This window comes from Yeosuana aromativorans (assembly GCF_014646655.1).
Lineage (GTDB): Bacteria > Bacteroidota > Bacteroidia > Flavobacteriales > Flavobacteriaceae > Yeosuana > Yeosuana aromativorans.
On sequence record NZ_BMNR01000004.1, the window covers coordinates 96,111 to 111,740 of the forward strand.

At 33.4% G+C, this 15,630-nt stretch carries 14 protein-coding genes; 12 read left to right on the top strand and 2 right to left on the bottom strand.

Features of this window, described 5'->3' with window-relative positions; genetic code table 11:
* Positions 1 to 49: 49 nt before the first annotated feature.
* From IEW94_RS09520 to IEW94_RS09575, 12 genes are all read left to right on the top strand, one after another.
* On the top strand, positions 50 to 619 hold the full coding sequence (locus IEW94_RS09520) for a DUF2911 domain-containing protein (RefSeq protein ID WP_188652379.1): 570 nt from the start codon (positions 50 to 52) through the stop codon (positions 617 to 619).
* A 21-nt stretch (positions 620 to 640) separates the two neighbouring features.
* Positions 641 to 1,723: a methylmalonyl Co-A mutase-associated GTPase MeaB gene (gene meaB / locus IEW94_RS09525; protein WP_188652381.1), complete on the top strand. Its 1,083-nt coding sequence runs from the start codon at positions 641 to 643 to the stop codon at positions 1,721 to 1,723.
* A 39-nt stretch (positions 1,724 to 1,762) separates the two neighbouring features.
* Complete coding sequence (locus IEW94_RS09530; protein WP_188652382.1) at positions 1,763 to 2,503, top strand: glycosyltransferase; 741 nt, start codon at positions 1,763 to 1,765, stop codon at positions 2,501 to 2,503.
* A 36-nt stretch (positions 2,504 to 2,539) separates the two neighbouring features.
* Positions 2,540 to 3,967 (top strand): ArnT family glycosyltransferase, encoded by a 1,428-nt coding sequence (locus IEW94_RS09535; RefSeq protein ID WP_188652384.1) that lies wholly within the window; start codon positions 2,540 to 2,542, stop codon positions 3,965 to 3,967.
* 86 nt (positions 3,968 to 4,053) lie between these two features.
* Positions 4,054 to 4,728 carry a response regulator transcription factor gene (locus tag IEW94_RS09540; RefSeq protein ID WP_188652386.1) on the top strand — a complete coding sequence of 225 codons (675 nt, stop codon included), beginning with the start codon at positions 4,054 to 4,056 and terminating at the stop codon, positions 4,726 to 4,728.
* A gap of 8 nt (positions 4,729 to 4,736) precedes the next feature.
* On the top strand, positions 4,737 to 6,041 hold the full coding sequence (locus tag IEW94_RS09545) for a TolC family protein (RefSeq protein WP_188652388.1): 1,305 nt from the start codon (positions 4,737 to 4,739) through the stop codon (positions 6,039 to 6,041).
* A gap of 4 nt (positions 6,042 to 6,045) precedes the next feature.
* The gene (locus IEW94_RS09550) at positions 6,046 to 6,957 is read left to right on the top strand and encodes an efflux RND transporter periplasmic adaptor subunit (protein WP_188652390.1); all 912 of its coding nucleotides are present in this window, start codon (positions 6,046 to 6,048) and stop codon (positions 6,955 to 6,957) included.
* On the top strand, positions 6,957 to 9,965 hold the full coding sequence (locus tag IEW94_RS09555) for an efflux RND transporter permease subunit (protein ID WP_188652392.1): 3,009 nt from the start codon (positions 6,957 to 6,959) through the stop codon (positions 9,963 to 9,965). Before IEW94_RS09550 ends, IEW94_RS09555 begins: the two co-directional genes overlap by 1 nt.
* Before the next feature lie 2 nt (positions 9,966 to 9,967).
* Entirely contained in the window at positions 9,968 to 11,221 is a 1,254-nt protein-coding gene (locus tag IEW94_RS09560) for a sensor histidine kinase (protein ID WP_188652394.1), read from the top strand.
* An 80-nt stretch (positions 11,222 to 11,301) separates the two neighbouring features.
* On the top strand, positions 11,302 to 11,760 hold the full coding sequence (locus IEW94_RS09565) for a PepSY-like domain-containing protein (protein WP_188652396.1): 459 nt from the start codon (positions 11,302 to 11,304) through the stop codon (positions 11,758 to 11,760).
* A 218-nt stretch (positions 11,761 to 11,978) separates the two neighbouring features.
* Complete coding sequence (locus IEW94_RS09570) at positions 11,979 to 13,955, top strand: LTA synthase family protein (RefSeq protein WP_188652398.1); 1,977 nt, start codon at positions 11,979 to 11,981, stop codon at positions 13,953 to 13,955.
* A 2-nt stretch (positions 13,956 to 13,957) separates the two neighbouring features.
* A complete protein-coding gene (locus IEW94_RS09575) occupies positions 13,958 to 14,839 on the top strand; it encodes a diacylglycerol/lipid kinase family protein (protein WP_188652400.1) in 882 nt (293 codons plus the stop codon).
* Here the strand turns inward: IEW94_RS09575 and IEW94_RS09580 are convergent.
* Both IEW94_RS09580 and IEW94_RS09585 read right to left on the bottom strand, forming a co-directional pair.
* Positions 14,836 to 15,399 carry a phosphatase PAP2 family protein gene (locus IEW94_RS09580; protein ID WP_188652402.1) on the bottom strand — a complete coding sequence of 188 codons (564 nt, stop codon included), beginning with the start codon at positions 15,397 to 15,399 and terminating at the stop codon, positions 14,836 to 14,838. The two genes, IEW94_RS09575 and IEW94_RS09580, sit on opposite strands and share 4 nt — an antisense overlap.
* Positions 15,396 to 15,626, bottom strand: a complete 231-nt coding sequence (locus tag IEW94_RS09585; RefSeq protein WP_188652404.1) for a DUF8828 family protein — start codon at positions 15,624 to 15,626, stop codon at positions 15,396 to 15,398. The genes IEW94_RS09580 and IEW94_RS09585 overlap by 4 nt, the downstream gene beginning before the upstream one ends.
* Positions 15,627 to 15,630: the final 4 nt, after the last annotated feature.

Here is a 15,630-nt window from a genome sequence, read left to right on the forward strand (position 1 = left end):
TATGCTTTTAAATTATCTTTACACTAATTATTAAAACACATTATAACTTATGAATAGGTTTTTAAAACGACTCCTTATAGTTTTATCAATAATAGCATTAGGCCTTTTTTTATATTCTTATTTTGTTGAAAACATCTTTGAAACACGCTTAAGTCCAAAAGACACCGTTAAGTTTGAATTTAATGATTTAAAGCTTGAAGTCACTTACAACAGACCTTATAAAAAAGGACGTGAAATTTTTGGTGGCTTAGTGCCGTACAATAAAGTATGGCGAACTGGTGCCAATGAAGCCACTACGTTTACTACCAATAAGCCTCTTTACATAAAAGGATTTACAATTCCTGAAGGTGAATATACTATTTGGACCGTACCAAAAGACAGTGTTTGGCAAGTCATGTTCAATACCAAAAAATATCCTTGGGGAGTTGATGCTGAAATGCGACCCATGTGGGACCCCAATTACGATTTATTGGAAATTGACGTACCCGTTAAAAAACTGGACTCTGTAGTTGAGCAATTTACCATAGGTTTTGAAAATGAAGATGATAAAGTTGATTTTGTTATGAAATGGGACCAAACAAAAATTGCCGTACCATTAAATATCCATAAAACGGAATAAAATAAGTAAATCAAATCTATTTTGTCTAAAAAAGCAAAAACAAAAAATGCTTTACATGAAAACAAGGGTATTTCCCAATCAGAAATCACCAACCTGTCTTCCATTTCAAATATCAAACAAAAACGAAAGACACATCCCAGTGTAGATACTTTAGTTAATGATTTAATCACAGGTAACATAACGGCATTAAGCAGGGCCATCACCATAATAGAAAGTAAAAATCCAGCTCATTTTGATAAAGCCAACACGCTGTTAAAAGAATGCTTACCGTATGCCAATAAATCCATACGCATAGGAATTACAGGTGTGCCGGGTGTTGGTAAAAGCACCTTCATTGAAACCTTTGGCAAACATTTGATTTCATTGGGTAAAAAAGTAGCAGTTTTGGCCATTGATCCCAGCAGTTCGATTTCAAAAGGAAGTATTTTGGGTGATAAAACCAGAATGGAAGACTTGGTGAAACACAAAAATGCTTTCATCAGGCCATCTGCAACAGGCGATACACTTGGCGGTGTTGCCCGTAAAACCCGTGAAAGTATTATTTTATGCGAAGCGGCTGGCTTTGATATCATCATCATTGAAACTGTAGGCGTTGGCCAAAGTGAAACGGCTGTTCACAGTATGGTAGATTTCTTTTTGCTGTTGCAACTTGCAGGTGCAGGAGATGAATTGCAAGGCATTAAAAGAGGCATCATTGAAATGGCCGATGCCATAGCTATCAACAAAGCTGATGGAGACAATTTAAAACATGCCAAATTGGCTATGGTTGAGTTTAACAGAGTGCTTCATTTTTACCCTGAAAAGGCATCAAAATGGCAACCTAAAACAACACTTTGCAGCGCCGTAAACAACGAAGGAATTGACACGATTTGGGACGTTATTCAGGAGTATATTGCCATGACCAAAAAAAGCAACTATTTTAACACCAAAAGACAAGAACAAAATAAGTTTTGGCTTATCCAAACCATTGAAGACAAACTAAAAACCAATTTTTTTAATCGAGCAGATATTAAAAAGGAACTGGCTCACCAATTAAAATTAATTGAAGATAATAAGACAACTCCTTTTGCTGCCGCGGAAATTATTTTTAAATTAGAAGAATGACTTAAATTGTCATTATAACCAAACGCTTTATTTCAAAAATTGAAAAACCATATTTGTTTTGTAGTCCCTTGCTATAACGAAGAAAAAAAAATAGCTCTCACAGCATATCAAAATTTCTTACGGTCAAATTCTGAAGTCCAAATTTGTTTTGTAAACGATGGTTCTACAGACAATACGCTTAAAAAGCTTGAAACATTACAAGCTAAATTTGCAGATAGGGTTTTTGTTATATCCAACCCAAAAAATCTGGGCAAGGCCGAAGCCGTTAGAAATGGCATCCTGTTTTCAAATAAAAATTTAGAATTTAACTACATAGCTTATTTAGATGCTGATTTATCAACATCTTTAGAAGAATGCAAATCTTTAACCACCTATCTAACGGATGATATAAACTTTGTGTTTGGCTCAAGGATTATGAAAATTGGGTCGGTAATAGAAAGACGCCAACACCGCTTTTTGATTGGACGGGTTATTGCCACAGTTATTTCTTCAGTATTGAAATTAAAAGTATATGACACCCAGTGCGGCTGTAAGGTTTTTACCAAAGAATTATCCACACACGTTTTTAAAGAACCTTTCATTTCAAAATGGTTGTTTGATGTTGAAATTTTTAATCGTATTATTGATTTTTACGGACGTGAAAACGTATTAAACAACATGCTGGAAATTCCATTAAAAAGATGGGTAGATGTTGGAGATTCTAAAGTAAAGACAAGTTACTTTTTAAGATTGTGGGTAGATATCTACCTGATACATAAACGCTACAACATGAAAAATTGAAATACGTTCTGAAAACTCAAAAATCTCTCATTAAAAATGTCCAGTAAAATACTTAAACCGTATTCAAAATATATAGCTTCATCAGTAGTAATCATCCTGATTTTCAGATTTATACTTTTAGGATTCATTCCCTTATTGGACAAAACCGAATCAAGATATGCTGAAATTGCCCGTTTAATGTACCAAACCAAGGAATGGGTTGTATTGCAAATAGATTATGGTGTTCCGTTTTGGGCCAAACCTCCTTTATCAACTTGGCTTTCTGCCATTAGTTTCAGCATTTTTGGCGTGAATGAACTATCTGCCAGACTCCCTTTTTATCTGTTAAATGTGATAATCATTATCATTTTGGGGTATTGGGTAAAAAAATCAAAAACATCCTTTTTATTGCCTGCTTTCATTCTGTTAACCATGCCCGAGTTTTTATTGCATACGGGTGTTGTTTCAACAGATGTTGCTTTGTGTTTTAGTATTACATTGGTTATGCTGTCGTTTTGGAAAGCCATCCAAGAAAATGAGCGTTCCATTTGGGACTATTTGTTTTTTATTGGAATTGGATTGGGCTTGCTCTCAAAAGGCCCCATTATTTTGGTATTGACCGGACCTCCAATTTTAGCTTGGATAATCATTCAAAAAATAAAAATAAAAGATGTTTTATCAAGATTACCTTGGATTTCAGGAACGCTATTAACAGTTCTCATTGCTATACCTTGGTACATTTTAGCCGAAAAAAGATCTCCAGGATTTTTAGATTACTTTATTGTAGGCGAACACTTTAACAGATTTGTAAAACCTGAATGGCACGGTGATCTTTATGGTAGCGGACATTCACAACCTCTGGGAATGATTTGGGTGTTCTTGTTGCTTTTTACGTTTCCTTGGCTTCAAATAGTTTTGATAAAATTATGGAAAAACAAATCAACTGTTTTAAAAGATAAGTGGGTATCCTTTTTGATATTATGGTTGTTTTGGACACCGCTTTTCTTTACCATATCCAAAAATATTCTACACACGTACATTTTACCTACTACGATACCAATAACACTTTTAATGGTTCATTGGTGGGAAGCTTACAAAAACAAAAAAACAGCCCTCATTTTAAGTTCCATTTTTCCAGTTGGAGCTATCATTTTATCACTAGTTTTGTGTTTCAATCAAGGCTTGTTTAAACAATTGAATTCTGATAAATACCTCTTAGAACATCAAACCGCAAAACGTTCAGAAAAACCAGCACCTATTTATTACTGGAAATACACTTCCTACTCTGGTGAGTTTTATTCAAAAGGGCAAGTAAAAAAAATAGAGACAATCGATGACTTGGAAACTTTAGAAAATAGAGGCAACACATTTTATTTTATTATTTTAAACAAAAGAATTAAGGAGATTCCTGAATCATTTAAAAATCAATTGGTGTTTTTAGAATCCAACCATACAACATCTATTTTCTTATATGAAAAAAGTTAACTAATAACCCGCATTTTTTAGACATAACAACTTTAGATTTTCTAAAGAATTTAAATCTACTTTTAAATGTTTTATAAAGTGTACTGATGAAGATTTTAATTGTAGAAGACGAATTGGATTTACAGCAATCCATTGCAAGCTATTTGCAAAAAGACAACAACATCTGTGAAACGGCTTCAGATTTTGTTGAAGGCTCTTATAAGTCTTCACTTTACGAATATGACATAATCATACTGGATATTAACCTCATCAATGGTAGTGGCATTGATATTTTAAAAACCTTAAAACAACAACACAAAAACACGGGGGTTATCATCATATCTGCCAATAGCTCAATAGATGACAAATTGCTGGGATTGGATTTAGGAGCTGATGATTATTTAACAAAACCGTTTCATCTAGCGGAATTAAATTCGCGAATAAAAGCCGTGCTACGCAGACGACAATTCAATGGTAACGACTCCATTATTTTTAATGAAATACAAATGAATACCAGTTCAAGAACGGTTTTAGTCAATAATACTGCTATAGAATTAACCCGAAAGGAATTTGATTTGTTGCTGTTCTTTATTACCAACAAGAATCGTGTGCTTTCTAAAGAGATTATAGCAGAACACCTTTGGGGAGACCACAGTGACATGTTGGATAATTTTGATTTTATTTATGTTCATATCAATAATTTGCGAAAAAAACTCACTGCAGATGGCGCTAAATATATACAAACTGCTTATGGAACAGGTTATACATTTAAAGAGATATAATTTTTGATATGGATACGGTAATTTATATAAAACGATATGTTTCTTTCTTTTTAACGCTATTAACACTATTAGCGTTCTGTTTAACACAGGCACAACAAAAAAGTCTAGACTTTTTTTTGGACAAAGCCAAAGAAAATGCCGTGTCCTTGAAAGAAAATGAAAACCTATTAAAAATTGGTGCCATTCAAAATGCCCTTATAATTGCCCAAAACCAAGATTTTAAAATTGATGCAACATCAGAAGTGTTATTTGCTCCTTTTTTTAACAGCAATGGTAGAGCCATAGACATCACAACAAATCCATCAAATAATGCTTACGGTTATGATGCAGGCATAACCAATGGCGGCTTGTACTCCGCTCAAATAAACATTACCAAAAATTTGTTTAACGGTGCTGCAACTGACAATCTATTATTTCAGAATAAACTTAAAAATGAGGCTATTACGCTATCTTCAAAAGATATTTTCCACAATCTTGAAAAAAATATTATTGACAACTATATATTAGTTTATCAATATCAACTACAAGAAACCTTTACCAATGAGCTAAAAACCGATTTAGAAAAAAGACTGCAAGTTGTTGAATTGTTGGTAAAGCGCGGGCTTTTATCAGAAAGCGACTATTTATTGATACAATCCAATATTGATTCCAAAAATTTAGAATTACAACAAATCCGTTCCAGTATCAATCAAGCAAAGACCCAACTTTACAATCTTTGTGGTATTCCGCTAGAAAATCATAACACATTGGAAGCTCCATTACTGAAATTAAACGATAAACAAGACACTTTCTTTTTTGAGAAGACATTCAAAAACGACAGTCTACAAATTTTAGCTGATAAAAATGTATTTGAAAACCAGTATAAACCTCAGGTTTCTGTTTACGGCAATACTGGCCTGAACGCCATTGATGCCAAAAACATTCCTCATAATTTCGGGGTCAGTGCTGGAATTAAACTAAAAATCCCCATTTATGATGGCAACCAAAAAAAATATAATGCATTACAAAATGACTTAAAGCAAGAAACTCTTGAGTTTTATAAGGAAAATAAAGAAATCCAACTACAAAACAATCTAAAAAGCCTTTTACAACAAATTGATGATTTACAAAAAAACAGGCAACTCATAGAATCACAAATAGCACAACAACAAAACTTACTTGAAATATTTAAAGGCAAACTGGCACAAGGGCAAACAAGCATTATTGATTACTTAAACGTCATACAAAACTATAAGCTAACCGTCTATACAAAATTGCAAATGCAAACCAATTTGTGGTTGCTTTACAATCAGTATAATTTTATAAATTGGTAATATCATGAATTTAAAATACATATCATTTTTACTTTTAATGTTTGTTTTTGGCTGCAAAAATGAAACCCAAACCAAAACACCAAAAAAAACACCAATAGCTGTTAAAGCTGCTTTGGTAAAAGAACAGACATTAAAAGAATACCTAAATTTTAATGGAACAACCCGTTATTTAAAAAAGGAAAATATTCGCGCTAATGTAACGGGTTATATTTCATGGATGCCCTACAAAATCGGTGACGCCGTAAAATCAGGCCAAACATTTGCCACCTTAAGAACCAAAGAACAGGATGTACTTAACGAAGCCATAAAAATTGATAGTTCACTAGCCAAGTTTTCAAAACCACTTCGCATTAATTGCAATTCTTCTGGAATAATTTCCATGTTAAACATTCAAAAAAACGATTATGTTGCCGAAGGTGATCTGTTGGCAACCATATCACAGCCTAGTTCCTTATCAATAGAAGTGAATGTTCCTTATGAATATGAAAACCATATAAAAATTGGGACACCCTGTGACATTGTGCTTCAAAATGGTGAAACCATAAGTTCCAAAATTACAGGTTCATTACCAATTATTGATACCATTGCACAATCTCAAGCATTTTTAATTGCTTTGCCAAACCATGATTTGCCTGAAAATTTGAATGTAACCGTAAAAATGATTTACAAAGAGGCTAAAAAATCAATATGCGTGCCACATGATGCCTTACAAACCAATGAATTAATGACTGAGTATTGGGTCATGAAAATTATTGATGATACACTTGCCATAAAAGAACCCGTTACGCCCTTACTAAGTAATGATTCCTTAATACAAATACAATCAAAAGATATAAAAACAAATGATTGGGTTGTGACAAAAGGTAGTTACCAAATGCAAGATTCAACATTAGTAACCATTCAAAACCAAAACTAATGAGTTTGCCAAATAGCCAGCATTCAAAATATAAATTCCCGCTTTTGGCCATTGCGTTTTTATTGCTCATTGGTGGCATCTTTACTTACCAAAATTTAAAAACGGGATTATTTCCAGATATTACATTTCCAAAAATAAAAGTCATTGCAGACGCTGGTCAACAACCCGTTGACAAAATGATGACAACTGTTACCATTCCTTTGGAAAACATCATCAGACGTACTGAAGGCCTGCAATATATAAGGAGTACCACCTCAAGAGGAAGTTGTGAAATCTCTGTTTTTTTAGATTGGAATATGGACATCAATCTGGCAAAATCACAAATTGAATCCTTTATAAATCAATCACAGAACAATCTGTTACCCAACACAAACATCTCTGTTGAAAAAATGAATCCTTCTATTTTACCCGTTATGGGATATTCATTAGAAGGTGACAATTATTCACAAGTTGATCTGAAAAAAATAGCCAAATACCAGATAAAACCTTATCTGGCTGCTACTCCAGGCGTTTCTGACATTGCAATTATTGGTGGAAAAGACAAAGAATATCAAGTAGTTTTAAAGCCTAATACTTTAAAAACACTCGGGATTTCAATTGCCACAATCCAAAACGCCATTGTAAACTCCAACATCCTTCAATCCAATGGCTATTTAAATGATTACAACCGCTTGTACCTTACCTTAACAGATAACGCTATTGATAACATCTCCGATTTACAAAATCTGGTCATTACAAATAGCCAAAATAGGTTAATACGTTTAAAAGATGTTGCTGATATTAAAGTTTCAGAAGCAAAAGCATATGTAAAAATTTTGGCCAATGGCAAAAATGTTCCGCTCATTGCTGTTATTAAACAACCAGAGGCCAATCTTATTGAAGTCAATAACACCATTGAGCAAAAAGTAAAAGAGTTACAGAACATTCTTCCAAAAGATGTTAAACTAGTGCCGTATTACAAACAAGCCAACTTTGTAAACAAAAGCATTAGCAGTATTAAGGATGTATTATGGATTGGTCTTGTTTTGGCCTTGATTGTTGTTATTTTATTTCTAAGATCCTTTTCGGCAAGTATGGTGGTGCTTTTTACCATTCCAGTCTCTTTGTCGCTTACGCTCATTATGTTGGATGCTGTTGGATATACTTTTAACATCATGACTCTTGGAGCCATTGCTGCTGCCATAGGATTAATGATTGATGATGTTGTTATCGTTATTGAGCAAATACATAAAATACGTGAGGAACAGCCTAAACAATCCATTTGGTTTTGTACCAAAGAGGCTATTTCACATTTAATTCCGGCCATGATTGGTTCATCATTGAGCACCTTGGTCATTTTTATTCCATTTATTTTAATGACAGGTGTTGCGGGTTCGTATTTCAAGGTGATGGCCTTTAGTATGATCATAGCATTGGCTTCTTCGTTTTTTGTAACGTGGCTCATTGCTCCTGTACTGTATATTATATTTTCAAAAAACAAAACCCTAAAAAGTAAACATACAGCTAAAACCAGATGGATACATGCTATCTTATCAAAGCCTATCATCCCTGCATTGTTTGTTGTTCTATGCATTCTCATTTTAATAATTATACCGTCAAAACTACCTTCAGGATTTCTGCCTGAAATGGATGAAGGTAGCATTGTACTAGACTACAATAGCCCACCTGGGACAACCTTGGAAGAGACCGACCGAATGCTCACTGTAGTCAATAATATTCTTAACAACCAACCCGAAGTAGAAGCCTACTCGGCACGTTTGGGCACTCAAATGGGATTTTTTATAACCGAACCCAATAGAGGAGATTATTTGATAAAACTAAAGGATAGGCGCAATAAAACAACAACCGAAGTTTCTGATGAAATACGAACAAAAATTGAAGCAGCCGTCCCGCAGCTCATTGTTGATTTCGGACAAGTAATTGGTGATATGCTTGGCGATTTAATGAGTTCGGTACAACCGATAGAAATAAAGGTCTTTGGAGATGACATTGCGCAATTGGAAGATTATTCAAAACAAATTGCCTCAGAAATTGAAACCGTTGATGGTACAGCCGATGTATTTGATGGTATAGTGATTTCCGGACCCAATATCTCCATACAGCCTAACGTTCCCATTTTAGCACAAATGGGACTTACGCCAACCGATTTACAATTACAGCTACAAGCTCAAATTGAAGGAATTGTTGTTAGTAATGTCATAGAAAAAGAACAGATTGTAAACGTTAGGATTATTTATCCAAACGCCAACAAAACAACGGTTCATGATTTAAAAAACACAACCATTTTACTTCCAAATGGTGCACTGGTTCCCATTCAAAAAGTAGCTACAATTACCGTTGGAAAAGGTGTTGCAGAAATCAACAGGGAAAATCAAAAATCCATGGGTGTTGTGACTGCCCGTTTAAACAACAGGGATTTAGGCTCCACTTTAAAAGATATAAAAAAGCGTCTGGCTGAAACCATTAGCTTGCCTTCAGGTTATCATATTGAATATGGCGGCTTATATGAACAACAACAAAAAGCATTCAAGGAATTATTGATGATTCTGATTTCGGCGATCTTGTTGGTTTTTATTGTGATTTTGTTCTTGTTTAAAAACGTAAAAATAGCTTTGGCCATCATAAGTACGGCTATTTTAGGTGTTGCTGGTTGCTTTTTTAGCTTATTTATCACAGGAACACCATTAAATATTGGTAGTTACACCGGGATTATTATGATTGTTGGAATCATTGGTGAGAATGCTATTTTTACCTACAGACAATATCAAGACAGTGATGCCTCATTAAACCATTTAGAAAAAATTGAATACTCCATTGCGGCGCGTTTAAGACCTAAGTTAATGACCGCTTTTGCCGCCATTATGGCGCTGACACCTTTGGCTTTTGGCATTGGAGCTGGAGCACAATTACACCAACCGCTTGCCATTGCTGTTATTGGTGGATTGGTGTTTGCCCTACCGTTGTTGTTAGTGGTTTTACCTTCAATTATGAAATTCATTAAAGAATAACCATGGCAACAAAAACAAAGCTTTTACAAAAAATCTCACAAAAGCAATTGCAGTTTGGGCTTATAATAGTGCTTTTGAGTTTGGTTATTTTATTTTTTTTAACCCGATATTATATAAAAGCTGAAGCCGAAGAAAGCTTGTACTCAACAGCATATAGAATTGAAAAGACAATAGAAACCAATCAAAACATAAGCTCTTTAAGACCACTTTACGAAGTTTTAGAAGTCAAGGATTTACATCAACAAACAATAAAGGATACGCTTATTTATGATGAACAACAAAAAGAATTTGAAGTTTTCAGGGAATTGAATACTTATAAAGCAATAAACGGAAAAAAATACCACATTATCACTAGAACCCTTTTTGCCGACTTTGACGAAACCTTGATTTCAATTTTAATATCCTTTGCCTTTATTATTTCTTTTGTATATATAGCTCAATACATTTATAATAAGTCCATAAATAAAAAACTATGGACTCCTTTTTTTAAAAATCTGGAAGCCATAAAAGCATTTTCATTGCAATCAAACCAACCTATTGAACTGCAACAATCAGAGGTATTGGAGTTTACAGAACTCAACCAACATATTAAAAATCTGACTGAAAAAGTTACAAGTGACTATCAAAATTTAAAACAATTCACTGAAGATTTATCTCATGAAGTTCAAACACCGCTATCAATCATTCAGGCAAAAATTGAAAACTTAACTGACAACAATAATTTTGATGATAACACCCATTTAGTTTTAAACGACATACAAAAAAATACAAAACGGTTATCAAAACTCAACCAAGGTTTAATATTACTTACTAAAATTGAAAACCTTCAATTCAAAAATACTGAAATCATTGAAATCAATTCCTTAATTGAATCCATACTATATAATTTTGAAGATATTACATCTATAAAACATTTAAACATTGACTTTTTGTGTTTTCAAAAAGTGAATATTGAAATGGACAGGGTTTTGGCAGATATACTGTTTTCCAATTTGATTGGCAATGCTATTAAATATACCGATTCAAAGGGTAAAATATCACTGGTTTTAAAAGATACTAGATTTACAATACAAAATTCAGGAAATTCAGCCATTAAAAATCACAACCAACTGTTCCAAAGGTTTTATAAAGCAGATAAAAATTCACAATCTTTGGGATTAGGTCTCGCTATTGTAAAAAAAATATGTGATTATTATGGTTTTGAGGTTCATTATTCATTTAAAGACTCACTGCATCAATTTAGTGTAACGTTTTGATTAATAATTTAAAAGCCCTTTAAAAAGTCTTTAGATTTCAGTGCTACATTTATGTATTATTAACAATTAAATATTAAAAAATGAAAGCATTGCAAGTATCAATTATGGGACTTTGTTTGACTGGCTTTTTGGCTTGTGCTCAAAATAGCAAAACACCAAAACAAGTATTGGACAGTTTCTCTGAAAAATTCCCAACTGCCAAATATGTGAAATGGGACAAAGAAAACGAAACAGAATGGGAAGCAGAATTTAAAATGGATGGTATTAAATATTCTGCCAACTTTGACACTGATGGCGCCTGGAAAGAAACCGAACACAAGGTCAAATCATCAGAAGTTCCAGAACAAATAAAAACGGCTTTGACAACTGCTTTTCCTGATAGCAAGATTGAGGACATAGAAGTATCTGACACAAAATCAGGCCGTTTCTATGAATTTATGATTGAGAAAGGCGAGACAGACATGGAGATTGTTATTGACTCTAAAGGAAACATAGTAAAAAAAGAAATGAAAGATGAAGAAGACTCAGATAATGATTGATTTATAAACCAACTAACATACATAAACTTTTTTAAAAGCAATTGAAGCTAATCTTTGGTTGCTTTTTTTATTGTAAAACACAATAAAGTTTGCGTTTAATTATAGCCTTTTATGATATTTGCGCGTTACTTAAATAAAATTAAGAAACTACTTAATCTTAAAGTTAAGTATTCAGCTTACCTTTGCAAACTTAGTGACGTAAAAAACAAACCTTTATTATGCTAAACAAATTATTTCCAAGCCGGTTTTCATTACTAAAAACATTTATTGTAATCTTCTTGACATTATCATTTGCTGTAAGATTGATTTTATTTGCATGGAGTTTTTCAGAAGCTGACACGTCAGTTTTTAATTTAATTTACACGTTCCTATTAGGCTTTTTATTTGATATTGGCACCGTCTCATTTTTTGCCTTTCCATATGCGTTATATCTATTGGTTATGCCCAGTAGATTTCATGGCAGCATTTTGGATAAAGTGGTTACTTATTTTGGCTATTCTTTAGGTCTGATTATTTTCTTGTTTTCGTTTTTTGCCGAGATTACCTTTTGGGAAGAATTTAAACGCCGCTTTAATTTTATAGCTGTTGATTACTTGATTTACACCAATGAAGTTGTAAAGAACATCAATGAATCCTACCCCATTCCGTTGTTGGTAGGTATTATATTAATTGCGTATGTAATTCTGTTGTTCGTCACAAAAAAAAGAGGATCATTTTCAAATACATTTAAGAGTACAACACCATTCAAAAGTAAAATTTTTCCAACCCTGATTATTGGTGGAATTATGGCTTTTTTCTGGGTATTTGTACAAAATCAAGATTCAGAACAATTTAGTAATCGATATAACAATGAGCTATCTAAAACCGGCATCTATTCCTTTTTTGCTGCCTTTAGAAATAACGAACTGCCTTATGTGAAATTTTACAAAACCATTGATGAAAACAAGGCATTTACCATTTTAAAAAATAAACTTAAATCAGAGAAAGAACAATTTATTCACCCTGATAAACATGAAATATTAAGAACGGTTACAAATTCAGACTCGTTAAAAACACCTATAAAACCCAATGTCGTTTTTATCTGTATAGAAAGCTTAAGCGGTAAGTTTTTAAATTCATTGGGCAGCAGCCTAAACATTACTCCTAATATTGATTCATTGGCAAATAACGGACTGTTTTTCAATAATTTGTTTGCAACCGGAACCAGAACCGTAAGAGGCATGGAAGCCATAACATTGTCCATATCACCAACGCCTGGCAGAAGTATTGTGAAGCGTAAAAACAATCAAGGCCTCATGACCATCGGTGAGGTTTTTAGAAAAGAAGGTTATAACCGGACGTTCTTTTATGGCGGTGATGGCTATTTTGACAATATGAACACCTACTTTGGCGGTAATGGTTTTGATATAGTAGATAGAGGCCGTGGTTTTTTGTTGGATGCCAGTATTACAACCAAACGAACCAATATTGAAGATGATGAGGTGACTTTTGAAAATGCATGGGGCGTTTGCGATGAGGACATCTATAATAAAGTCATTAAAGAAGCTGATAAAACCTATCAAGATGGAAAACCGTTTTTTGATTTTGTTATGACCACCTCAAATCATAGACCTTACACCTACCCAGAAGGCAAAGTTGCCATTCCTTCGGGTACCGGAAGAGAAGGTGCTGTACAATACACAGACTATGCAATCGGTGAGTTTTTAAATAAAGCCAAATCAAAACCTTGGTTTAACAATACCATCTTTGTAATCATGGCGGACCATTGTGCAAGTAGTGCTGGCAGATGGGAATTAGATGTGCAGAACTATCATATTCCTGCTATTGTTTACAACCCTAACTTGATAGCACCACAAAACATTGATAAACTATGTTCTCAAATTGATATATTTCCTACTGTTTTTGGGCTGTTAAACTGGGATTATACATCAAACTTTTTTGGCAAAGACATCTTAAAGATGAAAGCTGAAGACGAACGGGCTCTTATAGGAAATTATAGAAAGCTAGGTCTACTGAAAAACAACAAATTAATGGTATTGAATGAACAAAAAGAATCTGATTTTTACCAATGGAATAAAGACGACAATAGTTTGAACAAAATCCAAAATGACACTAATTTTTTGGATGAAACGATTTCGTATTACCAAGTAGCCGATTATCTATATAGAAATGATGGCCTTAAAATAAAGGAATAATATTGATACACATACATTTTATAGTAAACCCAATTGCGGGAACTGGTGATAATAAAATTAATATAAAGTTCCTTGAAGGGCATTTTAGCAAAGACAGATATACACTATCTGTAAAAAACTCTGTCTATAAAAAACATGCGGTTAAACTCACTCAAGAATCCATAAAAGAGGGAGCAAAAATCATTATAGCTTGCGGTGGTGACGGCACCATTAATGAGGTCGCTTCTTGCATTATTGGTACCTCGGTTATTTTGGGAGTCATCCCGCTAGGCTCTGGAAATGGTTTGGCTTCAAATCTTAAAATATCTAAAAACATCCAAAAAGCCATTTCATTAATTAAAAAACAAGATGTAAAAAAAATTGATATTGGCTCCTTAAATGGTAACTATTTTTTTAGCAATACCGGTGTTGGATTTGATGCATTGGTCATTAAAAACTATGAAGCATCCAATGGCCGTAAGCTTTTAAGCTATATAAAAGGAACGCTAAAATCACTGAGGGATATAAAATATGACCGCGAGTTTGATGTGTGCTTAAATAATGAAAATTTGGTTTTAAAACCCTTTATGATATTTGTTTCAAACTCAAACGTATTGGGGTATAATGTCAGTTTAACTCCTAAAGCGTCTTTACAGGATGGTTTATTGGATGTTCTTATTGTTTCAAGATTAAACAGTTTTAAAGTACTCTTGTTTTGCTTATTGATGATTTTCAAAAAACACCACCTGCTAAAAGAAGTAAAAAGCTATCAAACAAAAAAAATAACCATCAATCAAAAAGACAGCAGTTTCTATGATATGCAAATTGATGGAGAACATAGAACCATTGATGATTCAAACATAGAAATATACATTCAGGAACAAACTTTGAGCATTATTGCCTAAATGAACCTTTTTATAAGGTACGTTGCCAATTTATAAAACAAAAATCCAGAAAATGCTCCAAAGGTAAAGCCACAAATAATATCCAACGGATAATGAACTCCTACATAAATTCTACTGTAACCAACAATCACGCTCCAAAACATTAAAATAAAAATCAAATTTTTATAAAAGGGTTTTAACAAGAGCCCTGCAAATAAAGCTACCGCCATGGAGTTGGATGAGTGCCCCGAGAAAAAGCCATATTTCCCACAACGAACTGCTATAAAGCGCATGTGATCAATCAAAGCATCCTCGCCACATGGACGTGGCCTTTCAAATGTGCGCTTAAATACGTTGGTCATTTGATCTGTAAAGGTTATCATTAAGGCTATGACCACTACTAAAATCATAAGCGATTTTAAGCCATACTTTTTATAAAGCAGATATAATAAAAGTGCATACAGCGGAATAAACGTAAATTTATAAGTTATGGTCAACCATAAATTGTCCCACGTAGGAGATCCTAAATTATTTAAGAATAAAAACAGGGATTTGTCATATTCAAGAAGTTGTTCAATCATGACTCTTCGTATAAAGAAATTTCCCGGTCGTAAAATTCAGTAGCTAATTTAATCATGTTCTCCGTTTCAGCTTCTAATTCGCTTTGGTCTTCCTCATCAAAATCCTCAAACCATTCTACCTCGTCATTTTCAAGATTAATTATGAACCTTGGAAATTCTGTATGGATAACATAAATGGCGTTGGGATAATCTGTATTGTCCCCTAATATGAATTTTGGTAATTGCATGATT